At 68.2% G+C, this 24,964-nt stretch carries 23 protein-coding genes, 1 tRNA gene and 1 pseudogene; 13 read left to right on the forward strand and 12 right to left on the reverse strand.

Translation table 11 applies throughout. The features are described from left to right. The first annotated feature begins 28 nt into the window (after positions 1 to 28). From panC to cls, 4 genes are all read left to right on the forward strand, one after another. On the forward strand, positions 29 to 901 hold the full coding sequence (panC, locus tag ACR9Y5_RS03850) for a pantoate--beta-alanine ligase (RefSeq protein ID WP_481296733.1): 873 nt from the start codon (positions 29 to 31) through the stop codon (positions 899 to 901). Positions 902 to 943: 42 nt separating this feature from the next. Then, on the forward strand, positions 944 to 2,473 hold the full coding sequence (gene lysS / locus ACR9Y5_RS03855; protein ID WP_481296734.1) for a lysine--tRNA ligase: 1,530 nt from the start codon (positions 944 to 946) through the stop codon (positions 2,471 to 2,473). 57 nt (positions 2,474 to 2,530) lie between these two features. Continuing rightward, complete coding sequence (locus ACR9Y5_RS03860) at positions 2,531 to 2,704, forward strand: hypothetical protein (protein ID WP_310131373.1); 174 nt, start codon at positions 2,531 to 2,533, stop codon at positions 2,702 to 2,704. An 81-nt stretch (positions 2,705 to 2,785) separates the two neighbouring features. Beyond that, entirely contained in the window at positions 2,786 to 4,249 is a 1,464-nt protein-coding gene (cls, locus tag ACR9Y5_RS03865; protein ID WP_481296735.1) for a cardiolipin synthase, read from the forward strand. Between the two features lie 2 nt (positions 4,250 to 4,251). Here the strand turns inward: cls and ACR9Y5_RS03870 are convergent, their stop codons facing one another. The 4 genes from ACR9Y5_RS03870 to ACR9Y5_RS03885 all read right to left on the reverse strand — a co-directional run bounded on the left by ACR9Y5_RS03870 (position 4,252) and on the right by ACR9Y5_RS03885 (position 6,425). Then, on the reverse strand, positions 4,252 to 4,665 hold the full coding sequence (locus ACR9Y5_RS03870) for a type II toxin-antitoxin system VapC family toxin (RefSeq protein WP_481296736.1): 414 nt from the start codon (positions 4,663 to 4,665) through the stop codon (positions 4,252 to 4,254). Beyond that, positions 4,662 to 4,940 carry a FitA-like ribbon-helix-helix domain-containing protein gene (locus ACR9Y5_RS03875; RefSeq protein ID WP_481296737.1) on the reverse strand — a complete coding sequence of 93 codons (279 nt, stop codon included), beginning with the start codon at positions 4,938 to 4,940 and terminating at the stop codon, positions 4,662 to 4,664. The genes ACR9Y5_RS03870 and ACR9Y5_RS03875 overlap by 4 nt, the downstream gene beginning before the upstream one ends. Before the next feature lie 145 nt (positions 4,941 to 5,085). Continuing rightward, the gene (locus ACR9Y5_RS03880; RefSeq protein ID WP_481296738.1) at positions 5,086 to 6,057 is read right to left on the reverse strand and encodes a pirin family protein; all 972 of its coding nucleotides are present in this window, start codon (positions 6,055 to 6,057) and stop codon (positions 5,086 to 5,088) included. A gap of 164 nt (positions 6,058 to 6,221) precedes the next feature. After that, a complete protein-coding gene (locus ACR9Y5_RS03885) occupies positions 6,222 to 6,425 on the reverse strand; it encodes a hypothetical protein (RefSeq protein ID WP_481296739.1) in 204 nt (67 codons plus the stop codon). A 537-nt stretch (positions 6,426 to 6,962) separates the two neighbouring features. Between ACR9Y5_RS03885 and ACR9Y5_RS03890 the strand changes: the two genes are divergently transcribed. The 6 genes from ACR9Y5_RS03890 (at position 6,963) to ACR9Y5_RS03915 (ending at position 15,548) form a co-directional block, all read left to right on the forward strand. After that, positions 6,963 to 8,924 (forward strand): DUF7927 domain-containing protein, encoded by a 1,962-nt coding sequence (locus tag ACR9Y5_RS03890; RefSeq protein WP_481296740.1) that lies wholly within the window; start codon positions 6,963 to 6,965, stop codon positions 8,922 to 8,924. Positions 8,925 to 8,931: 7 nt separating this feature from the next. Beyond that, positions 8,932 to 10,404, forward strand: coding sequence for a SpaH/EbpB family LPXTG-anchored major pilin (locus ACR9Y5_RS03895; protein ID WP_481296741.1), 1,473 nt, complete (start codon positions 8,932 to 8,934; stop codon positions 10,402 to 10,404). Positions 10,405 to 10,607: 203 nt separating this feature from the next. Continuing rightward, on the forward strand, positions 10,608 to 11,543 hold the full coding sequence (locus ACR9Y5_RS03900) for a class C sortase (RefSeq protein ID WP_481296742.1): 936 nt from the start codon (positions 10,608 to 10,610) through the stop codon (positions 11,541 to 11,543). A 130-nt stretch (positions 11,544 to 11,673) separates the two neighbouring features. Continuing rightward, positions 11,674 to 14,196 (forward strand): ATP-dependent Clp protease ATP-binding subunit, encoded by a 2,523-nt coding sequence (locus ACR9Y5_RS03905; RefSeq protein WP_481296743.1) that lies wholly within the window; start codon positions 11,674 to 11,676, stop codon positions 14,194 to 14,196. 137 nt (positions 14,197 to 14,333) lie between these two features. Beyond that, entirely contained in the window at positions 14,334 to 14,849 is a 516-nt protein-coding gene (locus tag ACR9Y5_RS03910; protein WP_481296744.1) for an amino-acid N-acetyltransferase, read from the forward strand. A 63-nt stretch (positions 14,850 to 14,912) separates the two neighbouring features. Further along, positions 14,913 to 15,548 (forward strand): hypothetical protein, encoded by a 636-nt coding sequence (locus tag ACR9Y5_RS03915; RefSeq protein ID WP_481296745.1) that lies wholly within the window; start codon positions 14,913 to 14,915, stop codon positions 15,546 to 15,548. On the opposite strand, the gene ACR9Y5_RS03920 is transcribed toward ACR9Y5_RS03915, so the two are convergent. Together ACR9Y5_RS03920 and radA are read right to left on the reverse strand one after the other, a co-directional pair. Next, positions 15,535 to 15,891 carry a YciI family protein gene (locus ACR9Y5_RS03920; protein WP_481296746.1) on the reverse strand — a complete coding sequence of 119 codons (357 nt, stop codon included), beginning with the start codon at positions 15,889 to 15,891 and terminating at the stop codon, positions 15,535 to 15,537. The genes ACR9Y5_RS03915 and ACR9Y5_RS03920 overlap by 14 nt on opposite strands. A 71-nt stretch (positions 15,892 to 15,962) precedes the next feature. Next, positions 15,963 to 17,324, reverse strand: coding sequence for a DNA repair protein RadA (radA, locus tag ACR9Y5_RS03925; protein ID WP_481296747.1), 1,362 nt, complete (start codon positions 17,322 to 17,324; stop codon positions 15,963 to 15,965). A gap of 139 nt (positions 17,325 to 17,463) precedes the next feature. Here radA and ACR9Y5_RS03930 point away from each other — a divergent pair, with 139 nt between their 5' ends. After that, positions 17,464 to 18,390 (forward strand): alpha/beta fold hydrolase, encoded by a 927-nt coding sequence (locus tag ACR9Y5_RS03930; RefSeq protein WP_481296748.1) that lies wholly within the window; start codon positions 17,464 to 17,466, stop codon positions 18,388 to 18,390. Here ACR9Y5_RS03930 and ACR9Y5_RS03935 read toward each other — a convergent pair. Next, entirely contained in the window at positions 18,380 to 19,183 is an 804-nt protein-coding gene (locus tag ACR9Y5_RS03935; protein WP_481296749.1) for an SGNH/GDSL hydrolase family protein, read from the reverse strand. The two genes, ACR9Y5_RS03930 and ACR9Y5_RS03935, sit on opposite strands and share 11 nt — an antisense overlap. Positions 19,184 to 19,268: 85 nt before the next feature. Here ACR9Y5_RS03935 and ACR9Y5_RS03940 point away from each other — a divergent pair. Further along, positions 19,269 to 19,358: transfer RNA gene (locus ACR9Y5_RS03940), tRNA-Ser, on the forward strand. A 185-nt stretch (positions 19,359 to 19,543) separates the two neighbouring features. Here ACR9Y5_RS03940 and ACR9Y5_RS03945 read toward each other — a convergent pair. From ACR9Y5_RS03945 to ACR9Y5_RS03960, 4 genes and pseudogenes are all read right to left on the reverse strand, one after another. Continuing rightward, on the reverse strand, positions 19,544 to 19,804 hold the full coding sequence (locus ACR9Y5_RS03945; RefSeq protein ID WP_481296750.1) for an HNH endonuclease: 261 nt from the start codon (positions 19,802 to 19,804) through the stop codon (positions 19,544 to 19,546). Then, positions 19,789 to 20,520, reverse strand: coding sequence for an HNH endonuclease (locus tag ACR9Y5_RS03950; RefSeq protein ID WP_481296751.1), 732 nt, complete (start codon positions 20,518 to 20,520; stop codon positions 19,789 to 19,791). Before ACR9Y5_RS03950 ends, ACR9Y5_RS03945 begins: the two co-directional genes overlap by 16 nt. Before the next feature lie 224 nt (positions 20,521 to 20,744). Next, a pseudogene (locus tag ACR9Y5_RS03955) lies at positions 20,745 to 21,167 on the reverse strand (tyrosine-type recombinase/integrase); the annotation flags it as partial. 200 nt (positions 21,168 to 21,367) lie between these two features. Then, positions 21,368 to 22,717 (reverse strand): MFS transporter, encoded by a 1,350-nt coding sequence (locus tag ACR9Y5_RS03960; protein WP_481296752.1) that lies wholly within the window; start codon positions 22,715 to 22,717, stop codon positions 21,368 to 21,370. 161 nt (positions 22,718 to 22,878) lie between these two features. On the opposite strand from ACR9Y5_RS03960, the gene ACR9Y5_RS03965 reads away from it, so the two are divergent. Continuing rightward, entirely contained in the window at positions 22,879 to 23,805 is a 927-nt protein-coding gene (locus ACR9Y5_RS03965; protein WP_481296753.1) for a sugar phosphate isomerase/epimerase family protein, read from the forward strand. Positions 23,806 to 23,844: 39 nt separating this feature from the next. Here the strand turns inward: ACR9Y5_RS03965 and ACR9Y5_RS03970 are convergent, their stop codons facing one another. Continuing rightward, the gene (locus ACR9Y5_RS03970) at positions 23,845 to 24,852 is read right to left on the reverse strand and encodes a LacI family DNA-binding transcriptional regulator (RefSeq protein WP_481296754.1); all 1,008 of its coding nucleotides are present in this window, start codon (positions 24,850 to 24,852) and stop codon (positions 23,845 to 23,847) included. Positions 24,853 to 24,964: the final 112 nt, after the last annotated feature.

A 24,964-nucleotide genomic window follows, 5' to 3' on the forward strand; every position in this document is an offset into this window, starting at 1 on the left:
CTGGTGAGGACCGGCCGGAGGGACGCGAATGCCAGAGATCATCACCACCATCGCCGAGCTGCGGGCACGGGTCGCCGAGGCCCGTCGTGCCGCGCGTCTGGACGGACCCGCCGACGCGCCCGTCGGCCGCGTCGTCCTGGTGCCGACGATGGGGGCCCTGCACGACGGTCACCTGCGGCTCGTGTCGAGCGCGCGGGATCTCGGCGGCTTCGTGGTCGTGTCGATCTTCGTCAACCCGCTCCAGTTCGGCCCGGGTGAGGACCTCGACCGTTACCCGCGCACGCTGGACGCCGACGTGGCGGCCCTCGAAGGGCTCGCCGACATCGTCTTCGCGCCGACGGCGTCCGAGATGTACCCGCACGGACCGTCGGAGACGCGTGTGACTGCGGGTGCCTCGGGTGCGCTCTTCGAGGGTTCGTCGCGTCCCGGGCACTTCGACGGTGTCCTGACGGTCGTCAGCAAGCTCTTCAACATCGTGCAGCCCGACGTGGCGGTGTTCGGCCAGAAGGACGCACAGCAGGTGCACGTCATCGGGCGCATGGTCGACGACCTGAACCTGCCGGTATCGATCGCCGTGGTCGACACCGTCCGCGAGCCCGACGGGCTGGCGCTGTCGAGCCGCAACCGCTACCTGGAGGAAGGCGACCGGCTCGCCGCGCTGACGCTCTCGCGCGCGCTGGCCGAGGCGGCGGCCGCGGCGGTGGCCGGTGTGGGCGAGGCGCTCGCCGCGGCGCACGCGCGAGTGGCCGCCGAGCCAGCGGTTAAGCTTGACTATCTGGCGGTCGTCGACCCGGAGACCTTCCGGGAGGCGTCGCCCGACCACCACGGTCCCGCCCTGATGCTGATCGCCGCCCGGGTCGGAACCACCCGGCTGATCGACAACGCACGCCTCACGACGTGACCTGAGCGACCACCCACCGCCCCTTCGAACGGAAAGACACCGATGACCGACGCGCAGACCACCGCGGCCGACCTGGGCGACGACCAGCTCGGCGAGGACGAGATCAGCGAGCAGAAGGCGGTCCGGCTCAGTAAGCGGGACCGCCTGCTGGCCGAGTCGACGGACGCGGGCGCTGGAGCGTATCCGGTGCAGGTCCCGGTGACCACGACCATCCCGGCGGTCCGCGAGAAGTGGGGTCACCTTGTGGCCGACCAGGCCTCCGGCGAGATCGTCGGAATCGCCGGCCGTGTCGTGCACCTGCGCAACACCGGCAAGCTCTGCTTCGCGGTGCTGCAGGCCGGTGACGGCTCGCGCATCCAGGTCATGGTCTCGCTCGCGGCGGTCGGCGAGGAGTCGCTCGTGGCGTGGAAGGAGCTCGTCGACCTGGGCGACCACGTGTTCGTCTCGGGAGAGGTCCTGTCGAGCCGTCGCGGGGAGCTCTCGGTGATGGCGCAGGAGTGGCGCATCGCCGCCAAGGCCCTGCTGCCGCTGCCCAACCTGCACAACGAGCTGAGCGAGGAGACGCGGGTCCGCGCGCGCTACCTGGACCTCATCGCCCGGGAGCAGGCGCGCAAGACCGTCATCGACCGCGCGACGGCGGTCGCCAGCCTGCGTCGCACCTTCGCGGAGCGCGACTTCGTCGAGGTCGAGACGCCGATGCTGCAGGTCATGCACGGCGGCGCCTCCGCCCGTCCGTTCGTCACGCACTCGAACGCTTTCGACACGGACCTCTACCTGCGCATCGCGCCGGAGCTGTACCTGAAGCGCGCGGTCGTCGGCGGCATCGACCGGGTGTTCGAGATCAACCGCAACTTCCGCAACGAGGGCGCGGACTCCACGCACTCTCCCGAGTTCGCCATGCTCGAGGCGTATCAGGCCTACGGCGACTACAACTCCATCGCCGACCTCACCCAGACTCTGATCCAGGACGCGGCCGTCGCGATCTCCGGATCGCACGTCGTCACGTGGGCGGATGGCACCGAATACGACCTGGGCGGCGAGTGGGACCGCATCCGTATGTACGACAGCCTGTCCGAGGCGATCGGTGAGGAGATCGTGCCGGAGACTCCGATCGAGCGCCTGCGCGAGCTCGCCGCGGAGGGCGGTATCGAGATCGAGCACCCGCTGGCCGGCAAGTACGTCGAGGAACTGTGGGAGCACCACGTGAAGACGGACCTCGTGCGCCCGACCTTCGTCATGGACTTCCCTGTCGACACGAGCCCGCTCGTGCGCGCCCACCGTTCGCGCGAGGGCGTCGTGGAGAAGTGGGATCTGTATACGCGCGGTTTCGAGCTGGCCACCGGGTACTCCGAGCTCGTCGACCCCGTCGTGCAGCGCGAGCGTTTCATCGAGCAGGCGAAGCTCGCGGCCGCCGGCGACAACGAGGCGATGCGCCTCGACGAGGAGTTCCTGCGGGCGCTGGAGTTCGGCATGCCGCCCACGGGAGGCATGGGCATGGGCATCGACCGCCTGCTCATGGCTCTCACGGGGTTGGGCATCCGCGAGACGATCCTCTTCCCGCTCGTCAAGTAACACCGGCGTGGCGCGGAGGACGCGCCTCCCAGCCTCCCGGGTTAGCATGGAGCCGTTATGAACGACGTCATCAGCGGTATCGTCTGGGCTCTCGCACCGACCGTGCTGGTCGGTCTGCTGTTCTGGGCGATCATGCGCGCGATCGTCCGTGCCGACCGCAATGAGCGCAAGGCGTACGCCCGCCTCGAGGCGGAAGAGCGCGCCCGTCGCGGTCTCGCACCGAAGGCCTGAACCGGCCGACCTCCACCGGTCCGCTACGGTAGCTCTGGGGACGCCGCCGCGTCCTTCTGCGCTCGTAGGAGGGACGTCGGGATGGAGACGGGTTTCTGGGTCTCGGTCTCGATCTGGCTGGCCCTGCTCCTCGACTTCGTGATCCGCGTCCTGGCGATCATCATCGTGCCGCGCAACCGGAAGCCCACGTCTGCCACGGCGTGGTTGCTGGCGATCTTCCTCATCCCGTACATCGGCATCCTCTTCTTCCTGCTGATCGGCAGCTACAAGCTGCCGAAGCGGCGCCGGCGGAAGCAGGAGGAGATCAACCGCTTCATCATCGACAGCACGGAGGGCATCGAGCGCGTGCGTCGCGATCACCCGTGGCCGCCGTGGCTGGAGGGCGTCGTCGAGCTCAACCGCAAGCTGGGCGCCATGCCCTTGGTCGGCGGCAACAGGGCGACGCTGAACGGCGACTATCAGGGGTCGCTCGACTCGATGGCGGATGAGATCCGCACCGCACGCCGGTACGTGCACGTCGAGTTCTACATCCTGACGCTCGACAAGACGACGGGCCCGTTCTTCGACGCCCTCGAGGATGCGGTCAAGCGCGGTGTGACCGTCCGCGTCCTCCTCGACCACATCGCCTCGCTCCGCACTCCGGATTACAAGCGCACGCTGAGGCGGCTGACCGCCATCGGCGCCAAGTGGCAGCTCATGCTCCCCGTCCAGCCACTCCGGGGCCGGTATCAGCGTCCGGACCTGCGCAACCACCGCAAGCTCCTGATCGTGGACGGCCGGGTCGCGTTCATGGGCTCGCAGAACGTGATCGATCGCAGCTACAACAAGAAGTCGAACATCCGGCGCGGGCTCAAGTGGAAAGAGCTCATCGTCCGCCTCGAAGGGCCCATCGTCGCGGGTCTCAACGCGATCTTCATCACCGACTGGTACAGCGAGACGGACGAGCTGTTGCGCCGGGAGACAGAGCCGATCACAGACGAGATCGAGGAAAACGAGCTCGACGCCCAGGTCGTGCCCTCCGGTCCCGGGTTCGCCGGCGAGAACAACCTGCGGCTGTTCCTCGCGCTCCTGTACTACGCGCAGGAGCGGATCGTGATCACCTCGCCGTACTTCGTCCCGGACGAGTCGATGCTGATGGCGATCACCTCCGCCGTGCAGCGGGGCATCCACGTCGAGCTCTTCGTCTCGGAGATCGGCGACCAGGCTCTCGTCTATCACGCGCAGCGGTCGTACTACGAGGCACTGCTGCGCGCCGGGGTGAAGATCTGGATGTACAAGGCTCCGTACATCCTTCATGCGAAGCACTTCACGATCGACGACGATGTCGCCGTCATCGGGTCGAGCAACATGGATATGCGCTCCTTCCAGCTGAACATGGAGGTCTCGCTCATGGTGCGAGGCCGTTCCTTCGTCGAGGAGATGCGTCGGGTCGAAGCCGGCTACCGTCGAGACAGCCGCCAGCTCACGTTGGACGAGTGGATGAGGCAGCCGCTGCGCAGCACCGTGCTCGACAATCTCGCACGGTTGACGTCCGCCCTGCAGTGAGGTCAGGGGGCTCGCAGCTCGCTGAGCCGACGTACCTCGCACCATTCGTCGGCCGCCGCCGCCAGACGGTCGTCGGCCGTGACGAGCGGGAGCTCGAGCAGCCGAGCAAGAGCGACGTACATGGCATCGTAAGAGCTCAGGTTGTCGCGCCAACGCCATGCCCCGGACCACAACGGCTCGTGTTCGACGCGCATGATGTGGAGCCGGTAGAAGTCGAGCACGACGCGCTCGAAACCGGGGGCATGTTCGGGATGCCGCAGCGCGAGCCGCCGGACGGCACTCAGGAATTCGGGGTCGACCAGATGCGGTGCCACGAACAGGCAGTCTTCGAACTCGGGTTCCTGCTGCAGCGCCTCCGGCCCTCCGTCGAGGAGGAGTCTGACCAGAGCGCTGCAGTCCATCACGGCGGCGATCACCGGTCGTTCCGCTCGTCGCGGATGACCTGGAGGATCTCCTCCGTACCGATCGAAGGCCGAGGGGCGACCGACAGTGCCGGTGCCCGCGTCTCCGCCTGTTCCCGCTGCTCGGCGGTCAGCTCGCGCCAGCGCTCCTCCAGCCGCAGCTTCTCGGCGATCCGGGTGAGCTCTCGACGCAGGTACTCCGAGTACGACAGCCCCTTGGCGGCGGCTGCGTTCTTCAGGCGGTCGTTGACGACCGGATCAAGGTCTCTGACTTGCACGGTGACTCCCATAGGTCGAGGGTAATGAATTGTGCATGCAGAAGCAACGGATTCGCATGCATGTGCCCTAGTGTGAGGCCCGGACGACCTGGAGCGTGCGAGACGGTCGAAATCTGTGGAGAGGTCGGCAGGGGTCGACGCTGTGGAGGAAAGACGGTCAGCCGCGCGGACGCAAGCGGACGGTGGGAAGTTCGGGCGCGGGAAGCGCCGACCCGTCGTAGCCCGCCACCGTGCCGAAGCGGCCATCGCCGTCGTCGCCGGCGATGACGTCCGCCTGCCAGTCCGCGCGGAAGGCGACGATCTCGTCGTGCGACCGGCCGATGAAGTTCCACCACATGACGATCTGCTCGCCGAGCGGCTCGCCGCCCAGGAGGACAAGGCGAGCATCCGTCTCCGCCTCCACAGAGATGGTCGACCGGCCGGGACGCAGGTAGGCGAGATGCGAGATCGGCACCTCGACGCCCTCGACCGTGACGGCGCCCGCGTCGACGAGCAGACCGTGCTCGAAGCCCGCGTCGACCGGGATCTCGACCGCTGTCCCGCCGGGCACGGTGAGCTCGGCGCCCACCAACGGAGAGAACACCGTCGCTGTGGTGCCGCTGCCTGCGAGGGAGCCGACGAAGGTTCTCACGCTCGTCGCGCCGATGCGCCCCTCGACGGGGGTGTGGTGCTCGAAGAACGGCGCGACGTCACGGGACGCCGTCGGGAGCGCGACCCAGAGCTGCACACCGTGCAGCCGCGAGGTGCGCTCCGTCGAGACCTCTGAGTGGCTGATGCCGTGCCCTGCCGTCATCAGGTTCAGCTCGCCCGGGCGCACGAGCGCATGACTTCCCACGCTGTCGCGGTGGTCGATCTCGCCCTCGAACAGCCAGCTGACCGTCTGCAGGCCGGTGTGAGGATGCGGCGGCACGCGCATCCCACCGCTGACCGAGACGTCGTCCGGGCCGTAATGGTCGATGAAGCACCAGCCGCCGATCAGCGATCGCCGACGCTGCGGCAGCGTGCGGCGCACCGTCATCGCCCGCGGGCCCCCGAGCGGAACATCGCGGGGCTCGAGGACCTCGACTGCGTCGTCGGTGAGCACGGAGCCGCCGACCGATTCCGCCGGATCGCGCTCCAGATTGCTCATAGCGACATTTTAGGCGCGGATCGTCGTGGAGCAGGAGGTGGGGCTTCTTATGATGATGGGGTGCCGCAGTCCAGGAGCCGCTTTCTCGCCGTCGTATCTGCCGCCGTCCTCGTCCTCACGGTGCTGGTCGCGTGCTCGCGAGTGTCGGGAGGACCCGTCGAGGACTATGCGGGCGAGCCGAGAGGAGTGCGGCCGCCGGAGAGCAGTGCGGGCGGAGCGGCCTGGGCCACCTGGCTCGACGGCGGCGCGCAGGTCGCCATCGTCCTGTACGGAAGTTCGAGCTGCCCTCCGAAGATCGCGACGATCGCACGGGTCTCGCCCCACGAGCTCGAAGCCACGCCGGCGCCGGCGCCGGGCGGAGTGTGCACGAGGGACTTCGTGCCTCATACGACAGTCATGGCCACTCCGAGTGGCGTCGTGCGCGGGGCGGAAGCAACCGTTCGGCTGCCGGACGCCCGGGTGCCTCTCGCCGCTGTCAGGTAAATAACCTCTTTTCCGAGAAACCCGCGTCATGGTCGGCGCGCGCCTGCGTCTTCACTTATGCAGGCATCGAACGAGGTGCGCTGCATCATCCAGCTCACATCGTTTAGAGGTTCTCCGTGTCACAAGGCCGCTTTCTCGGCTCACAGCGCGCGCGTCATCGGCTGTCGCGTTGGAATGTCGTCCGCAGTGCGGTCGCGACGACGTCCCTGGCTCTCGCTGCCGCGCTCGTTGCGTTCCAGTTCACCCCGCCGAGCGCATCGGCAGCCGGCGCAGCGGATCAAGCACAGGACGGCGGCGTCTCGGCGACCTCCGACCCCACGGGCCTCGATCCGCTCGGGATCACCCCTCTTTCGGCGACGAGCGGCTTCACTCCACAGCTCGGAACCTGGTCGAACGCGAATGCCTTCACCGGAACCGCCCCCATGCCGGGCACGTTCGCTCAGTTCGGCTCGATCGCGACGACATCCCAGACCGCCGGGTTCGAGACTCAGACAGCCAACTACCCGGCCGCGCCCACGTATTCCCGGGTCCAAGAGGTCAATAACTGTCTGTACGGAAAGACGGTCGCCAAGACGATCGCGGACTGCGCCACGTCGACGTACACGGTGACCTTCCCCCATCCGGTGGCCAACCCGCAGCTGCTGCTCAGCTCCGGATCAAGTCGATGGGTGTGGTGGCAGGGAGCGTCCTTCCTCTCCTGCTCGATCTTCTGGAACGACTTCACGATCACCCAGGTGAACGGAATCGCCACGGGGGCCAGCCAGATCACCCCTGTTTCGATCGGCTCTGCCACGACGCTCTCCGGGAACACGCTGAAGGCCGACACCAACTACCTGTATACGAACGCACAGGCAGGTTGCACGTCGACGACCTCCTCACCGGCGACGCCGGTTCCCGGCAGCAACACCGTTCAGGTCGGTGGCCTGGTCAGCAGCGTCACCTTCACATCCACCTACAAGGGCATGCTGCGCGACTATGTGTCGGGCAACGTCCTACCGCCGGGCACTCAGCGCGGTCCCGCATTCTCCGTCAGCACGCTGATCCCGGTCGCCGACCTCGCCATCGCCAAAACCGGTCCTGCCACAGTGCCCGCGGGCGCGGATATCACCTGGACCCTGAACGTCACCAACCGCGGAGACGCGGACTCCCACGGATTCGTGATCGAGGATGCCCTCCCGGCCGGGATGACCAACGCCCGCCTGGTCAGCGCGCCCCCGGGCTGCAGCCTCGGCGGCACCACGTTGACGTGCGCGAAGGCACCGCCGGGGTTCTCGATCGCCCGGAACGGCACGACGTGGGTGGCCGATCCGGCCGGGGGCGGCACTCAAGTCCTCCTTCCATCGGTCCTGGACGCCGGATCGACGTTCGGTCCCATCGTCCTGGCGGCGACGGCACCGACTCAGCACGGGGTCAACGTCACGAATAAGGCCAGCGTCTACGGCGCCGACACCGACCCCAGCACCGCCAACAACCAATCCCAAGCGACGACGGACCTCACCGCCGCCCCGTCGTTCACCTATTCCAAGGCTGCGGACGCTGCCGCCGCGGTCCCCGGACAGCGCGTCACTTACACGCTCACGGTGCAGAACACCGGCCAGGTCGACTTCCCTCCCGGGCAGGCGATCGTCCGCGACGATCTCACGGACGTGCTCGACGATGCCGTGTACGGCAACGACGCAACGGGAGGGGCGTTCCTCGAGAACCCGACCACGCTTCGATGGGATGGCGCCCTTCCAGCAGGGCAGACCGTGACGATCCGCTACTCCGTGACGGTCAAGAGCCCGCCGACGGGAAACCTCCGGCTGGTGAACACAGTCGCCTCGACGTCCGCGGGTGGTTCGTGCGCGGACGCCTGCACCACGACGACGCCCATCACAGTCGTCGAACTGGTGGTTCGCAAGCTGGGGTGGCGCGACGGTGAGAGCCTGCCCCTCGATGGTGCGGCCTTCAGGCTCCTCACGGACGCCGGAGGCAGCGCCGGCGCACCCCTCGCAAACGGTGCCTTGACCCCGGTCGCGGGTGACATCGGAGCCAGTTCCATCGGCGGTCTCTCCGCAGGAACGTACTGGTTGGAGGAAACGAAGGCGCCCGCCGCGCATACCCTCCTCGCCGCGCCCATTCGGTTCACCGTGGCAGTGGACGGCACGCTCACCCTCGATCCGCAGACGCTCCGGCCACAGGTGTCGGCGGCCGGCACGACGATCACGATCCAGGACGGGCAGCCGCTGACCCTGCCCTTCGCCGGGTCGCGTTCGATCTCTCCGCTGTCGTTGGCCGCGATCCTCACCCTCCTGGCCGTCGCAGCCGCCTGCGTGCTGCTGCGACGCCCCCTCAGACGCCCCGGCATCAGCCGGGCCGACCTTGCACACCAGAACAGAAAGTAGGAAAACGGTGCGATTCATCCCCCATCGCAGGGCGACGCAGGCCGCGTCCGCGCTGCTCGTCGGCGCGGTTCTCGCGCTCGGCTTCGCAGGAGCGGCCTCGGCCGCCGGCTCACCGTCGACGGTCGACCCTTCGGCGACCGGGTCGATCACGATCCACAAGTACGAGCAGCCGGCGACACCGACCAACCTCCCGAACAACGGCACGCAGCAGACGGTGACCGGGCTCACCCCGCTCGCCGGCGTCGGATTCTCGCTCAAGCAGATCGACCCTGCGACGTACGACCTCACCACCAATGCCGGCTGGTCCGCACTCAAGTCGCTCACCCCCGCCGCAGCGGCCACCGCCGCCGGCGGATACACCACCACTGTGACGACCGCGGCGGACGGTTCCGCCACCGCCTCGACCCTTCCGCTCGGCGTGTACCTCGTCACGGAGACGGTCTACCCTGCGGGCGCGACGCCGGCTGCGCCGTTCCTCATCACGGTTCCGCTGACCGATCCGACCGCGCTGGACAAGTGGCTCTACAACGTTCACGTCTATCCGAAGAACGCGATCACGCGTGGTGACAAGACGGTCGAGGACACGGCGGCCATCAAGCTCGGCGACACCGTCACCTGGACGATCCTGGCGGATATCCCCGACCTGCCCGCCATCGACGGCTACCGCATCGTCGACCCTCTCGACGCGAAGCTCTCGCACAAGGCCACGAAGGTGTCCTTCGATGACGGGACCGCGCTCGTCGCCGGCACCGACTACACCCTCACCGTCACGGGATCGCCCGAGACCGTGACGGTGGACTTCCTCCCCGCCGGCCTCACCAAGCTCGCTGCCAACAGCGGCAAGAAGGTCAAGGTCGACATCGACACGGCGGTCAACGCTGTCGGCGTCATCGACAACAAGGCCTACATCTACCCCAATCAGGCCAGCTTCTCGCTCACTCCCGGCCAGCCCGGCGGCCCGACCGTCACGACCGACCCGGAGACCAAGTGGGGCAACGTGACCCTGAAGAAGGTCTCGTCGGCGAACGCCTCGACGACGCTCGCGGGCGCGACGTTCCAGGTCTTCGCGACCCAGGCCGACGCCAAGGCCGGCACCAACCCGATCTCGATCGCCGGGGTCTCCAGCTGGACGACCGACAGCAACGGACTGCTGACCATCTCCGGTCTGCGTCAGTCCGACTGGATGGACGGCGCGGCCGTTGCTCCGACCGACCCGGCGTTCCAGTACTACTGGATCGCCGAGACCAAGGCGCCCACCGGGTACAGCCTGCTGGCTGAGCCGGTCCGCGTCTCCGTCGGCGCCGCCGACACCGTCCTCGACCTGACGGTGGAGAACTCCCCGCACAACGGCGGCTTCACCCTGCCCTTCACGGGATCGGTCTGGAGCGCCGGCCTCTTCTACGGCGGCGGAGCACTGATCCTGCTCGGCGTGGTGTTCTTCGTCTTCCGCGCACGCCGGACGGCGGACGCCGCAGCGTAATCCGCTCGAGCACCGCTCCCGAACGGGGCGAGCCGGCATCCCGGCTCGCCCCGTTCTTCCAACCTTCAGAACAGATCGCGAGCGACAGGAGACTCGTGGCCACAACGACCTCCCTTCGGACGGGCGCCCGCCATGCTGCGCCGCCGAGGCCGAAGGCCGGCTCCGGCCGAGGCAGCCGGGGCGCCCGCGCGTCCGCGCGACGAGTGACCGAGCGTGCACCGCGACGGCCGCGACGGGCTCTGCTCCTGGCGATCGCCGCCGCTGCTGTCGTGGTCATGCTCTATCCCGCCGCGGCCACATGGTTGAGCGACCGCGCCCAGTCGGCGGCGCTCGACGCCCACATCGACGAGGTCGCGCGAACGCCGACGAACGTCAAAGCAGAGCTGCTCCGTCGGGCCGAGGCCTACAACGCTGCGCTCCCGCCGGGCGCACTCTGGGATCCGTACTCCATCGCCCCGAGCACCGCGGACTCCCGGATCACCGCCGACTATGAAAGCCAGTTGCGCCTCGACGACGACGTGATCGGGCGCCTGCACATTCCCGCGATGAACTCCGATCTTCCGATCTACCACGGAACGGGGCCGAGCGCCCTGGACAACGGTGTCGGGCACCTCATGGGTTCGTCGCTCCCCGTCGGGGGCGCCGGGACGCACGCGGTACTGTCCGCGCATTCCGGATTGCCCACCGCCGGCCTCTTCACCGATCTCAGCCGGCTTCGGCGCGGAGACACGTTCACCATCACCGTCCTCGACCGGGTACTGACGTACCGGGTCGCCACGATCTCGACAGTGCTCCCCGAAGACATGAGTTCGATCCGGATCGAGCCGGGGCGCGATCAGGTGACTCTGGTGACGTGTACGCCGATCAACGTCAACACCCACCGTCTGCTGGTCCAGGCGGAGCGGGTCGACGGTCCCGCTGCGGACGCCGATCAGCGCATAGCTCGCGCCTCGACCCCTTTCCCGTGGTGGCTCCCCGCCGGTCTGGGGGCGGTCGCGGTCGTCGCGCTGCTCCTCTACGGTCCCTCGCCGTTCCGGCGTCGTTCCGGGAAGAGGTCGGCCCGGGTCGTCCCGGGCAGGCGGTCTGGCCGCCGCCGGCCTCGCAGGCGAGCGGAGACCCTGCGCGCCCGTCAAGGCTGATCGGCTGCGATCCGCCCGGTCCCGCGAACGCCGTCACGCCCACGGCGAACAGGGCCACGCAGGCGGGGGAGCGGTGGTTACTCTCTTTGTATCGACGCCGAACCTGCAACGGTGTCGCCGAGGAGTAGACATGTTCGAGAGATTCACCGACCGCGCCCGCCGTGTCGTCGTCCTGGCCCAGGAAGAGGCCAAGATGCTCAACCACAACTACATCGGGACGGAGCACATCCTGCTCGGCCTGATCCACGAGGGCGAGGGCGTCGCAGCCAAGGCCCTCGAGTCGCTCGGCATCTCGCTCGACGCCGTGCGCGAGCAGGTCCAGGACATCATCGGCCAGGGCCAGCAGCAGCCGACCGGCCACATCCCGTTCACGCCGCGCGCCAAGAAGGTTCTCGAGCTCAGCCTCCGTGAGGCCCTCCAGCTCGGCCACAACTACATCGGCACGGAGCACATCCTGCTCGGCCTCATCCGCGAGGGCGAGGGCGTCGCCGCCCAGGTTCTCGTGAAGCTGGGCGCCGACCTCAACCGGGTGCGCCAGCAGGTCATCCAGCTGCTCTCGGGCTACCAGGGCAAGGAGCAGGTCCAGGTCGGGGGCAACGATCAGAACACCGCGCAGGCCGGTAGCCAGATCCTCGACCAGTTCGGCCGCAACCTCACCCAGGCCGCGCGCGACAACAAGCTCGACCCGGTCATCGGGCGCGAGAAGGAGATCGAGCGCGTCATGCAGATCCTGTCGCGCCGCTCCAAGAACAACCCGGTGCTGATCGGCGAGCCCGGCGTCGGCAAGACCGCCGTCGTCGAGGGACTCGCCCAGGCGATCGTCCGCGGCGACGTGCCGGAGACGCTGAAGGACAAGCAGCTCTACACGCTCGACCTCGGTTCGCTGATCGCCGGCTCCCGCTACCGCGGTGACTTCGAGGAGCGCCTCAAGAAGGTGACCAAGGAGATCCGCACGCGCGGCGACATCATCACGTTCATCGACGAGATCCACACCCTCGTCGGTGCGGGCGCTGCCGAGGGCGCGATCGACGCGGCCAGCATCCTGAAGCCGCTCCTCGCCCGTGGCGAGCTGCAGACCATCGGTGCGACCACGCTCGACGAGTACCGCAAGCACTTCGAGAAGGATGCCGCGCTCGAGCGCCGCTTCCAGCCCATCCAGGTGGCCGAGCCGTCGCTGCCCCACGCGATCAACATCCTCAAGGGGCTGCGCGACCGGTACGAGGCGCACCACAAGGTGTCCATCACCGACGGCGCGATCGTCGCGGCGGCCAACCTGGCCGACCGCTACATCCAGGACCGCTTCCTCCCGGACAAGGCCATCGACCTGATCGACGAGGCCGGCGCCCGCCTGCGCCTGTCGATCCTGTCGGCCCCGCCGGAGCTGCGCGAGTTCGACGACAAGATCGCCGCCGTGCGCTCCCAGAAGGAGGCCGCGATCGAGGACCAGGACTTCGAGAAGGCCGCGAGCCTCCGCGACGAGGAGAAGAACCTCCTCGGCGAGCGGTTGCGCCTCGAGAAGCAGTGGCGCTCGGGCGAGGTCAAGACCACGGCGGAGGTCGACGAGGGCCTCATCGCCGAGGTGCTGGCCCAGGCGACCGGCATCCCGGTGTTCAAGCTCACCGAGGAGGAGTCGGCACGACTGGTCTACATGGAGCAGGCGCTGCACCAGCGGGTCATCGGTCAGGAGGAGGCCATCGCGGCGCTCTCCAAGACCATCCGCCGCACTCGCGCCGGCCTGAAGGACCCGAAGCGTCCCTCCGGTTCGTTCATCTTCGCCGGCCCCACCGGTGTCGGTAAGACCGAGCTGGCGAAGGCGCTCGCCGAGTTCCTGTTCGACGACGAGTCGGCGATGATCTCCCTCGACATGTCGGAGTACGGCGAGAAGCACACCGTCTCCCGACTGTTCGGCGCCCCTCCCGGGTTCGTCGGCTTCGAGGAGGGCGGCCAGCTGACCGAGAAGGTCCGCCGCAAGCCGTTCAGCGTGGTGCTGTTCGACGAGATCGAGAAGGCGCACCCGGACATCTTCAACTCGCTGCTCCAGATCCTGGAGGAGGGACGTCTGACTGATGGCCAGGGACGCGTGGTCGACTTCAAGAACACCGTCATCATCATGACCACCAACCTCGGTACGAAGGACATCTCCGGCGGTCCCGTCGGGTTCCAGATCGAGGGCGACCCGCAGACCGGCTACGACCGGATGCGCGGCAAGGTCTACGAGGAGCTGAAGAAGAACTTCAAGCCCGAGTTCCTGAACCGGGTCGACGAGATCATCGTCTTCCCGCAGCTGGACAAGAGCGAGCTCCTGCAGATCGTCGACCTGTTCATCAAGCGCCTGTCGACCCGTCTGCTCGACCGTGACATGACCATCGAGCTGACCGTCCCGGCGAAGGAGCGGCTGATCGACGTCGGGTTCGACCCGACGCTCGGCGCCCGCCCGCTCCGCCGCGCGGTTCAGCACGAGATCGAGGACCGGCTGAGCGAGAAGATCCTGCACGGCGAGCTGAACGCGGGCGACCACGTCCACGTCGACTTCGCGGACGGCGACTTCGTCTTCACGACGACCGCCCGCAAGGAGCCGATCGGCGCCGGCATCAACTCGGCGGCCGCGATCGGCACCGGCCCGGCGACGCCGGACCTGGCGGCGAACGACTGATCCGTCACGATCCACGACCTGAGAGGGCCGGTCTTCTTCGGAAGGCCGGCCCTCTCGGCGTTCGCGCGGCGGACGCCCGGGGGTGCCGACGGCGACCGCCGTCCGGTCGATGTTCGCGCACTCGGTAGGGTGGTTGCGTGGGCGAGAGCGAACCAGAGTTCAGGATCCGACGGGCGCGCACGGGAGACGTGCAGCGCATCCAGGAGCTGGTGGAGCCGCTGGTGCAACGACGCATCCTGCTCGGCAAGGAGACGGTCACGTTCTACGAGGCGGTCCAGGAGTTCCGGGTGGCGGAGGATGCGGAGGGGCGGCTGATCGGCTGCGGAGCCCTGCACGTCATGTGGAGCGACCTGGCCGAGGTGCGCACGCTCGCGGTGTCGGACGAGTGGCTCGGCAAGGGCGTGGGCCGCGCACTCCTGGCGAGGCTGGAGGCGGACGCCCGCGAGCTGGGGCTCAGCCGGCTGTTCTGCCTCACGTTCGAGGTCGGTTTCTTCGCCCGGAACGGGTTCGAGGACATGGGTGAGGAGACCGTCGATCCTCAGCTGTACGCCGAGCTCGTGCGGTCGCACGACGAGGGGGTCGCAGAGTTCCTCGACCTCGCCCGCGTGAAGCCCAACACGCTGGGCAATACGCGGATGCTGAAGCGTCTCTGAGCGCTGCTCGGGGGCCGGGCGCGCCTGCCGGTCCGCCCCGCAGCGGCTGGCTATAGTGCGGGCATGTCGACGTTCAAGAACCCGGTCGGCCCCCAGCCGAGCAACGTGTACTGGCGTCGTCGGCTCATCGTCCTTCTCGGCGTGATCGCTGTCGTGGTGGTCATCGTGCTCATCGTCGCTCGTCCCGGCGCCTCGAACGGCGAGCTCGCGAAGAAGGCTCCCGCGACGACCGGCACCACGGCGCCGACGCCCGCGGCGACCACCATCCCGACCAGCAGCGCATCCGCATCCGGTCAGCCCTGCAAGCCGACCGATGTGACGGTGGAGGCGGTCACCGACAAGGACGTCTACGCGGCGGGGGAGCTGCCGCAGCTCTCGGTGGCCTTGACGAACACGGGGTCGTCGGCGTGCACCATCGACGCGGGGACGGCGCAGCAGGTGTTCACGATCACCAGCGGCACGGAGGTCTATTGGAAGTCCACCGACTGTCAAAGCGACAAGGTGGATGCGGAGGTGCTGCTGCAACCGGGCAAGACGATCTCCTCGCAGGCGCCGATCACCTGGGACCGGACGCGGTCGGACCCGTCCACGTGTGCGGCGAAGCGGGAGCAGGTGCCTGCCGCGGGCGCGTCGTACCACCTGGAGACGAGCGTCTCGGGCATCAAGAGTTCCGAGACGAAGCAGTTCATCCTGCAGTGAACGCGCTGTCGCTCCGATCGTAGCTGGCGACGACTTCGCGGACTTCGACGCCGGAGCCGTGCCGGGTCGCCGGGTTCTGCCGCGCCCAGGCGAGTGCGGCATCCAGGTCGGGCGCCTCGATGATGCCGATTCCGGCGATGAGCTCTTTGCTCTCCGTGTACGGGCCGTCGGTGACCCCGTCGCCGCGGACGGACTTGGCGGTGTCGGGTGTCGAGAGTGCGTACGCGGCGGTGAGTGCCCCGCCCGCGATCAGGTCGGCGGAGTGCCGGTCGTGCTCGGCGAGTTCGGCGGCGTCGTGCTCGGCGGTGGTGTCGGAGTAGATGAGGATGGCGTAGTGCGGCATGGTGGGTCCCTCCTGTCGACGGATGTCGTCACCAGTGCGTCGAACGGCGCGGTGCCGGTTCGACGTTCCGGTCAGAATGCGGCATCGAGTTCTCGCTCGCGGTCGGTGGATGCGGCGGTGAAGGCGAGTCGCAGCGCTTCGCGGATCGAGGCGCTCCGGTCGTCCACCCGGGTGGCGAAGCCGAGCCGTGCCGCTTCCGCCGTGCGCTGTTTGCCGCTCACCACCGGGCGGATCTCGCCCGCCAGGCTGATCTCGCCGAAGGCGGCGAGGGTGTGCGGGATGGCACGGTCGGTCGCCGCCGACGCGATGGCGAGCGCGATCGCGAGGTCGGCGCCCGGTTCCGTGAGCCGCACGCCGCCGACCGTGGAGACGTAGACGTCTTTGTCGCCGAGCTTGATGCCGGCTCGGCGTTCGAGCACCGCGAGCAGCATGGCGACCCGGGACGAGTCGACCCCGTTGGTCACCCGGCGCGGGTTCGGCGCCGTCGTGCCCACGACGAGGGCCTGGACCTCGACCGGCAACGGCCGCCGTCCCTCCATCGCCACCGTGACGCAGGTGCCGGACACCGGGGTGGTGTTGCGGCTGAGGAACAGTCCGCTCGGGTCGGGCACTTCTGCGATGCCATCGCCCGCCATCTCGAAGCAGCCCACCTCGTCGGTCGGCCCGAATCGGTTCTTGAGCGCCCGGATGAAGCGGAGTGCGGTCTGGCGGTCGCCCTCGAACTGGCACACCACATCCACCAGGTGCTCGAGCAGCCGGGGGCCGGCGATCGAGCCGTCTTTGGTGACGTGACCGACGATCAGCACCGGCAGGTCGCGCTCCTTGGCGATGCGGATCAGCGTGCTGGCGACCTCCCGCACCTGGCTCGGGCCGCCGGCCATGCCCTCGCCGGCCGAGCTGGACACCGTCTGCACGGAGTCGACGATCACGAGCGAGGGGTCGACCGCGTCGATCTGCGCGATGATCGTGCTGAGGTCGGTCTCGGAGGCCAGGAACAGGTCGTCGTGGACGGCGCCGGTGCGCTCGGCGCGCATCCTGACCTGGCTCACGGACTCTTCGGCGCTCACATAGAGCACGCGGTTGCGGGCTCGCGCGGCCCGGGATGCGACCTCGAGCAGCAGGGTCGACTTGCCGACCCCGGGCTCGCCGCTGAGCAGGATGGCCGCCCCGGGCACGATGCCTCCGCCCAGCACCCGGTCGAACTCTCCGATGCCGCTGGGGCGCCGCGGCGTGCCCTCTGCGCGGATGTCCGTGATGGCGCGCGCCTCACGGCCGGCGGCGATGGTCACGGGTTTCAGCGCCCGCAGCACGCCGGTCGGCTGCGCCGTCTCGGCGAGCGTTCCCCACGCGTCGCACTCCGGGCAGCGGCCCACCCACTTGGCAGTGGACCAGCCACAGTCGGAGCAGCGGTAGTTGACTGACGCCTTCGGCACGGCACCTCCTCGATCGGGCTCAACACTACGGGGAGCCACCGTCATCGCAGGAAGGATCGCGGCGACCTGTGGACATCTCATGATGCGCTGTGGATGTGAGCACTTCTGCGAGGCACTGGCCGCGTGCACAATGGGCCGCATGGCTGACCGCACGTTCGCACTCCGCTCCGGCCGCACCGTCGGCGTCTCCACCTTCGGGGATCCCGACGCCGAACGTCTGGTGGTGTTCTGCCACCCCGCCCCGGGCGCCTCCGTGTTCGACCCGGACCCGGACGCCTCGGCGGAACGGAATGCGCACATCGTCGCGATCGACCGTCCCGGGTACGGCGCCAGCGACCCGTGGCCGTTCGGGAGCTGGCCCAGCATCGCGCAGGCCGCCGACGACATCGCCGAGTACCTGCGGTCTGTCGTCGTGGCCGAGGCGGTCATCGGGGTGACGCGTCCGCGCACGGTCGGCGTCGTCGGCTGGTCCGCCGGCGGCCGGGTCGCGCTCGCGGTCGCCGCACGGCATCCACACCTCGTCGACCGGGTCGCGATCGTCGGGACCCCAGCGCCCAACGAAGCGGTGCCGTGGATCGACCCGAAGCTCCAGGCGCTGTCCGATGAGCTCGGCGCGATGGCGCCCGGCGAGGCGATGAGCCGGCTGAGCGGGATGCTGCAGCCGCAGGCGGATGCCGTGGCGTCGGCGGCCGAACCGGGCGAGGTTCCGCTGGACATGCTCGGGGTCGGACCGCTGGACCAGCAGGCGCTGTCAGGCCGGGGCGTCCACGACCGCCTGGGGCGGATGCTGAAGGAGGCGTTCCGCCAGGGGACCGGCGGAGTCGCGGGCGACATCCTGAGCTACACGGCGCGGCCGTGGGGTTTCGAGCTGGGCGATGTCGCGGCGAAGACGTTGATCGTCGCCGGGCAGGCGGATGCGATCGCCGGCCATGCGCACGCCGCCTGGTACCAGAAGGCGCTACCGGACTCGCGGATGGAGACAATGCCCGGCGTGGGTCACCTGGCGATCGTGCCGGCCTGGGGGCGCGTCCTGTCGCACGTCGCGCCGGCGCAGCTCACGCGCTGAGCGACTCCGGAGACGCGGCCACCTGCTCGCCGTGGCGCGGGTACAGTTCGCGCGCCCGCGCGGTCACCGCCGGGAGGAACGCGGACGCCCAGGTGCGGTAGCCGTGGTCGTTGGGGTGGAAGAGGTCCTCCGCGAACTGCGTGAAGGCGCCGCGGAGGCCCTGGCGGCGCATGGTGGAGTGCAACGGAGCCACCGGTAGTCCGCGTGACGCTGCCTCCTCGCGCAGGATCTGGTTCGCCTCGGCGACGATCCGCTCGTTCCAGGGCAGGTAGAAGTAGGGGAGGTCGGCGACGATCGCGTGATCGGGCACGGCCGCGAACACGGCCCGCAACCCTTCGCGGAAGCGGACCGGGTCGAACGCCGCGATGTCGTTGGCGCCGATCGAGACGGTCACGATGTCGGGCTCCGGCTCGAGCGCGAGGAACCGCGGGAGCTGGTCGGCCACCGCGAGCGAGACGGTCGCGCCCGACACCGACAGGTTGACGACCCGCACGGAGCGGCCGGTGACCGCGCGCAGGTGGTCGGCGATGATCCCGACGTAGCTGTTCTTGGGCGCGGACGCGCCGATGCCCTGGGCGGCGCTGTCCCCGATGGCCACGTACAGCAGCTCGCCCGGGTCGTGCGCCACATCCCGCCACCACTTGGAGTGCACCGGCAGCAACTCGTTGAGCCGGACCCGACCCTCCGCGACGGCGGCCCGCTTCGCCCGGACGCGCTCCCACCCCACGAGAGCCAGGATGCCGGTGACGACGAGGCCTGCTGCGGCGGCGAGGATGCGACGGACTGCACTCATGGACCGAAGAGTACCCCGAGCCACCGACCCCGGCACTGCCCCGCTCGATTGGAGACGGCCGCCCGAATCGCGTACGATGGTCCGCGGTACCGTGTCCGAGCGGCCGAAGGTGCAACTCTCGAAAAGTTGTGTGGGTGAAAGCCCACCGTGGGTTCAAATCCCACCGGTACCGCCATGAAAATGCCCCGGAATTCCTTGAAAATACAGGGATCCGGGGCGTTTTGCATGTAGGCCAAGAGCCGGTTGACTACATTTTGACTACATCTCGTTCGGGGCCGGCCGGACGGCGGACCCCCGAACAGCCGATTCACTTCAATCTCGGTTCGGGAATGACATATCAGCAGCCCCGCTCGTGCCGGTTCAGACGGGCAGGATCTTGTTCGACTTGGTCCGGTTGCATCGCCAGCACAGTGTCTGCAGATTGTCCTCGGTCGTCATTCCGCCCTTCGACACGGGAATGACATGGTCGACTTCGAGCAATAGGTGAGGTTCAGTCGCGAGCGAGACCGAACAGTTTCGACAAGTGTGCTGATCCCTCGTCTTTATGAAGGTTCGGAGCCGCGCCGTCATCAACGCTCGCTGGCCGGCCGCGGACTTGTTGAACTTTATCTTCTGCGACATCGTCTCAACGAGGCGTCGATGGTCTGGGTATTCAGCGTGACCGTGCTTCGCTGGGAGCTGTTGCCGCCGGCGCTGACGTACTCGAAGGCGTAGACCGTGTACGGAACGGTGATTGGAGAAAGTTCCACTCCAACGTGTCCCATGAACTCGTCGGAGTAGTGCTTGAGAATGAACGCGGGTGGCTCGATTGATGCGGTGATGCCAGCCTCACGCTGATGAAGGTTGGCAACGGCGTCTTCGAGTCGTGCAATAGCGTCGCCGAGGTTCTCGACTTCCGTGAGGTTGGTCTCGTCGGCCTTGATGTCGAAGTACTTCATCAGGTACTTGATGGGGTCGGCGCTGGCGTTCCGGACTACTTGCAGTGAACAGTTGTGGACGTTCGGAGCTTGGTAGCTCGCCACGTTGCGGTCGCGGCGGTACTTGTGCGCGCTCGTGTTCTCGAATGAAGCGAGGTGCGAATTCGTTCCGGTCGAAGAGGTTCCGAGCTGAAACTTCGCTCCTTCGCGGATCTCGGAAGTGTACGCGGCAACCTCATTGTGTTCGGCGACGACTGAGGCAATCTCGGCCTTCTTCGCTAGAAACTCTTCGCTTGCGAAGTATCGGTTCTTTCGGATGGTTCGGATTATCCGAGGCAACACGAACACCAAGACGACAATCAACGCAACTGGCACCGCTATGTACCAGAACGTAATCAGGAGAGCGACTACGACGATCACGGCCCCGATTGCCAAGAGGTATGGCACAGTGTTTCCCCATTTCAAGAATCTTCAAATGGGGAGCAGCGATTGTCTGTTTCATCTCACCGACTGCGGCTGACGTGTCCGCCTACCGGGGCCTGTCTCACTATCGCAACCGGTTAGACCTCGCCCAGTGGCTGTCCATCGGGCCAAGGCTGCTCCCAGTTCCACTCTGGCGGGAGTATTGCTTCGGCTTGTAGCCCTCAATCGGGTGGCGCGGAGCGCGAGCCTGCGATCCCGCCGTGCGCCCTCGTACGAGCCGCGTCAAGAGCAACAGCAACGGCATCCAGGTCGTCATCGAAAAGGTCGGCGTACGTGTCAAGAGTCATAGCGGCAGACGAGTGGCCAAGCATGCGCTGCACAGCTTTCACGTTCGCGCCAGCGCTGATCGCGAGGCTCGCTGCAGTGTGTCGAAGGTCATGGATAGTGACACGGGGAAAGGTGCCGTCAGCGGCCTGAGATCGCGCAATCGCCGAGACGTACCAGCCCCGGCGTCGATCTGGTTGGTGCAGGTAGCTGTCACCATCGCCAAAGAGCAACTGTGACGAGACCTTGTTCGCGCTCATGCTCGCCAGGAGCGGTGCGAGGAACGGCGGAAAGGGAACGCTACGAGCTTCGCCTGTTTTCGCAACGGATCAAAGTTCACAGCGTCTCTCGGGCACCTCAGCCGATGTGGAGTGGCTTCTCAGCAATTGGAAGTCTGAGGTGTTGTCTGCGCGCCTAGAGTGCGAGGGCACGACCTCGGAGTCTTTTGCAACGCTGGGGTTGCGGACGCATTGTTGTGGACAATGGGTTGAGCTAGTTCGAAGGCAAAGTGTTCGGCTAGTCAGGCAGACGGCGGCATCCGCCGCCCCACGCCGCCGACGTACGCCAGAGCCGTCGCCACCAAGACGATGGCCGCTCCTGCCGCGAGGCTGATCACGCTGCCGTCCGCTCCCGGGGTACCTGGCACTCGGCCTCCCAGGCCGGCAAGGGCGATCGCGCTGGCGGTTCCGGTGGCGGCGGCGAGCTGCTGCGTGATCCCGAGGAGAGCGCTGGCGTGTGCGTGCTGCGGCTCGGGAACGTGGGCGAGCGCCCGGGAGTAGAGCGGCGTCATCAGCAGTCCGAATGCGAATCCGATCAGAAGATGGACGCCGAACCAGACCGGCCATTCTGCGCTCTCGTTCGCGGCGACCGCGCACCCGGTCAGCCCGCACGCCAGCAGTATGAGGGCCGACACGATGACCACCCGCCCCAGGCCGCGATCGGCCGCGCGACCGGCCGATGGTGCGACCGCTCCCATCAGCAGGCCGCCGGGCAGCATCAGGAGACCGGCTTGCAGCGGCGTGAGATGCGCAGTGCCCAGGAGAAGCAACGGGAAGAGCGCGAACGCACCGAACAGTGCGACGAGGACGAGGGCGAGGGTGAGCGCTGAGGGCGCGAACCCGCGGCGTCGGAATGTGCCGAGGTCGAGCGTCGCCCGTGAGGGGCCGAGCGCCCGCTGACGCCACGCGAAGGCGGAGATCCCGAGCAGGCCGCAGGCGAGCGCGGGGAGTCCAACCGGAGCGCCGACGGAGGCCGCGGCGACGACGACTCCGCCGAATCCGGGAACGGATAAAGCGATCGACGGCAGATCGAAGCCGCCGTCGGGCTGGCCCGTGCGGAGGTCGCGGCGGAGCAGAGGGGCCGCGATGAACAGGCCGAGATAGAGCGGCAGCTGCAGGAGGAAGAGACCCCGCCATCCGGTGAGAGCCAGGACCATGCCGGCGGCCGCCGGCCCGAGCGCCGGCGCGACGGCGGTGGTCAGCCCGGCGATGCTCAGAGCGCGGCCGCGACCGCCCGGGGTCGAGGTCCTCAAGATGGTCGTCAGGAGCATCGGGATGACCGCCACGCTTCCGGCCGCTTGGATGACCCTGCCGGCGACCAGCCAGGCGATCGTCGGCGCCGTCGCGCTGATGACGACTCCGACGGCCAGGAGTCCGCACGACCAGCGGAAGATGGTGCGGGTCCTGTGCCTGTTCAGGAGGTAGCCCGTGAGTGGAAGGAGGACGGCGAGGGTGAGCATGTACGCGGAGGTCGCCCACTGGCTGTCGCCGACGTGGGTGCCGAGTTCGTGGGCGATAACGGTCAGTGAGACGCCGGTGAGCGTCTCGTTGAGCAGGATGACGAAGACCGCGCAGGTAAGGGTGGTCAGCATTGTGAGCTCGTCGCGTCGCATGGCGTCTCCGTCCGCGGGCGACCAGCCCTTCGGCTGGGTCATGAGCGCCGCGATCCGCCATGACGGGGTGTGACCCGCCGGGGCGGAGTCACTGCACAAGTATGTAAAGACGTAAGCACATAAACCATAGGAGGTCAACGATGGATAGACGTACCCCCGACATCTCCGTCGCCGGTGCCCCGGTCAGCTTCGGCGTCTTCGAGTTGACGCCGGAGGACAGTCCCGCCGCCCTCCCGAACGGCGCCGCCGTGCTGGCCGCCCTCGCTGAGACCGGATATGACGGTGTCGACCTCGGGCCGCGGGGGTTCCTCGACGGCGTCGGCGAGGACGGCGACCTGGGCACACGTCTCCGGGCGGCGGGCCTGCACCTCGCGGGTGGCTGGATCGAGCTGCCCTTAAGCGATGACGCGCGATACGCCGCTGCAGTCCCCGAACTCGAGGCGGCGCTCGACGTCTTCGCCGCGGCCGGCTCAGGGCCGATCGCGCCCCGTCCGACGCTCGCGGACTCCGGCGACGACTACCGTCGCGCGCATCCGGGCGCCGGTGAGGGCCACGGTTTGGATGCACACGGCTGGGAGCGGGTCGGCCGCAATCTCGCGGACGCGGCCCGTCGGGTGAGTGACAGGGGCCTGGAGCCCACGTTCCACCACCACGCGGGCACGTTCGTCGAGACCCCCGACGAGATAGACGAGCTGCTCGACCGCATCGATATCGGCCTCACTCTCGACACGGGGCACCTGCTGATCGGCGGGGGAGACCCGGCCGAGGCGTGGGCCCGCTGGGGCTCGCGCATCAACCACGTGCACCTCAAGGACGTCGACCGCGATCGCCTCCGCTCGATCGTCGGGGCAGGAGGTGGGATGGTGGAGGTCTGGTCCGGCGGCACCTTCGTGCCGCTTGGCGACGGTGACCTCGATGTGGCCGGCTTCCTCGACGGTCTGGTGGCCGCGGGCTATGCCGGATGGGTCGTAATCGAGCAGGATGTGATCGCGGTCGACCACTACGACTTAAATGCGATCCTGCAGGAGCACCGGCGCAATCGAGACGTCCTGCGTCCGTGGTTCTGAGCGGGTGCGCGGTCGCCTCGTCGGCGGACCGCGCCGCGCTCACGGCAGAGGAGCGGTGGTCGCTCGCACCACGAGGGTCGGCTCGACCAGCGTCAGCCGACCGTCGGCATCGGGCTCCTCGAGCCGCCTGACGAGCGCTTCGGCGGCGGTGGCGCCGACGGCGGTGCTGGCGTTGTCGACAGACGTGAGGTTCACCAGCCGCATCGCGGCGAGGGACGTGTTGTCGTATCCGACGACGGAGAGGTCCCGCGGGACGGTGAACCCGCTCTCGCCCGCAGCGGCGAGCACACCCGTCGCCACCACGTCGTTGAACGCGAAGATCGCCGTCGGCCGCTGCTCCATGGCGAGTAGGCGCAGCGCAGCCGCGTAGCCGTCGCCCTCTGTCGTGCCACCGGCCTCCACAGCGGGATCGTGCACCCCGCGCTCGGCGAGGAAGCCGCGAAAGGTGTCGCGGCGGATGGCGGGGATCGCCCCGCGACCCCCGCCGATGTGGGCGATCCGCCGATGACCGAGCTCCCAGAGATGTGTGAGGGCGAGCCTGGTGCCCACGACGTCGTCGTTCGCCACCACGTCCAGTCCGGCACCGGCGAAGTCCCGGCTGGCGGCGACGACTGTCGGCCGCCGACGCGCCGCGTCTCGCAGGACCGCGGACGGATCCATCGTGCCCATCAGCACCAGTCCGTCGACGTGGAGCCGGAGGACGCTCTCCACGAGGCCCCCGCCGGCGTCATCCAGCCGTTCGTCGGCGAGCACCGTCCGGTAACCGGCTTTGCCGGCGGCACCGGCGAATCCCTCCAGGCAGTTCACGAACCACGGATTGCGCAGATCGTTCATCACTACGCCGAAGACCCCGGTGCGGCGGGCGCTGAGGCTCTGGGCGACCAGGCTCGGCTGGTAGCCGAGGTCCGCCATCGCGGCCTCCACGGCTGCGCGACGCTCCGGGCTGACCTTCGGCGACCCCTGCAGCACCAGGGAGACCAGCGACTTCGACACCCCCGCGCGGGCGGCCACCGTGCGGATGGTCGGCTGAGCGTTGGGGGACTCCATGCTGCAACTCTAGCCGCGTATGCGGCGTTGACAGACGGCCGCGGGTGCGGCATGCTGGCAGCGTTGGACCGGTCCAATGGTCGCAGAACCGGACGCACGATGGAGTGGAGAA

This window comes from Leifsonia sp. KNZ13-11D, assembly GCF_056754895.1.

Bases quoted from the DNA above. Each gene is read 5' to 3' on its own strand.
- panC (WP_481296733.1), top strand. From the start codon at position 29: ATGCCAGAGATCATCACCACCATCGCCGAGCTGCGGGCACGGGTCGCC.
- lysS (WP_481296734.1), top strand. From the start codon at position 944: ATGACCGACGCGCAGACCACCGCGGCCGACCTGGGCGACGACCAGCTC.
- ACR9Y5_RS03860 (WP_310131373.1), top strand. From the start codon at position 2,531: ATGAACGACGTCATCAGCGGTATCGTCTGGGCTCTCGCACCGACCGTG.
- cls (WP_481296735.1), top strand. From the start codon at position 2,786: ATGGAGACGGGTTTCTGGGTCTCGGTCTCGATCTGGCTGGCCCTGCTC.
- ACR9Y5_RS03875 (WP_481296737.1), bottom strand. From the start codon at position 4,940: ATGGGAGTCACCGTGCAAGTCAGAGACCTTGATCCGGTCGTCAACGAC.
- ACR9Y5_RS03880 (WP_481296738.1), bottom strand. From the start codon at position 6,057: ATGAGCAATCTGGAGCGCGATCCGGCGGAATCGGTCGGCGGCTCCGTG.
- ACR9Y5_RS03890 (WP_481296740.1), top strand. From the start codon at position 6,963: ATGCCGGGCACGTTCGCTCAGTTCGGCTCGATCGCGACGACATCCCAG.
- ACR9Y5_RS03905 (WP_481296743.1), top strand. From the start codon at position 11,674: ATGTTCGAGAGATTCACCGACCGCGCCCGCCGTGTCGTCGTCCTGGCC.
- ACR9Y5_RS03915 (WP_481296745.1), top strand. From the start codon at position 14,913: ATGTCGACGTTCAAGAACCCGGTCGGCCCCCAGCCGAGCAACGTGTAC.
- ACR9Y5_RS03920 (WP_481296746.1), bottom strand. From the start codon at position 15,891: ATGCCGCACTACGCCATCCTCATCTACTCCGACACCACCGCCGAGCAC.
- ACR9Y5_RS03930 (WP_481296748.1), top strand. From the start codon at position 17,464: ATGGCTGACCGCACGTTCGCACTCCGCTCCGGCCGCACCGTCGGCGTC.
- ACR9Y5_RS03935 (WP_481296749.1), bottom strand. From the start codon at position 19,183: ATGAGTGCAGTCCGTCGCATCCTCGCCGCCGCAGCAGGCCTCGTCGTC.
- ACR9Y5_RS03945 (WP_481296750.1), bottom strand. From the start codon at position 19,804: ATGTCGCAGAAGATAAAGTTCAACAAGTCCGCGGCCGGCCAGCGAGCG.
- ACR9Y5_RS03960 (WP_481296752.1), bottom strand. From the start codon at position 22,717: ATGCTGACCACCCTTACCTGCGCGGTCTTCGTCATCCTGCTCAACGAG.
- ACR9Y5_RS03965 (WP_481296753.1), top strand. From the start codon at position 22,879: ATGGATAGACGTACCCCCGACATCTCCGTCGCCGGTGCCCCGGTCAGC.
- ACR9Y5_RS03970 (WP_481296754.1), bottom strand. From the start codon at position 24,852: ATGGAGTCCCCCAACGCTCAGCCGACCATCCGCACGGTGGCCGCCCGC.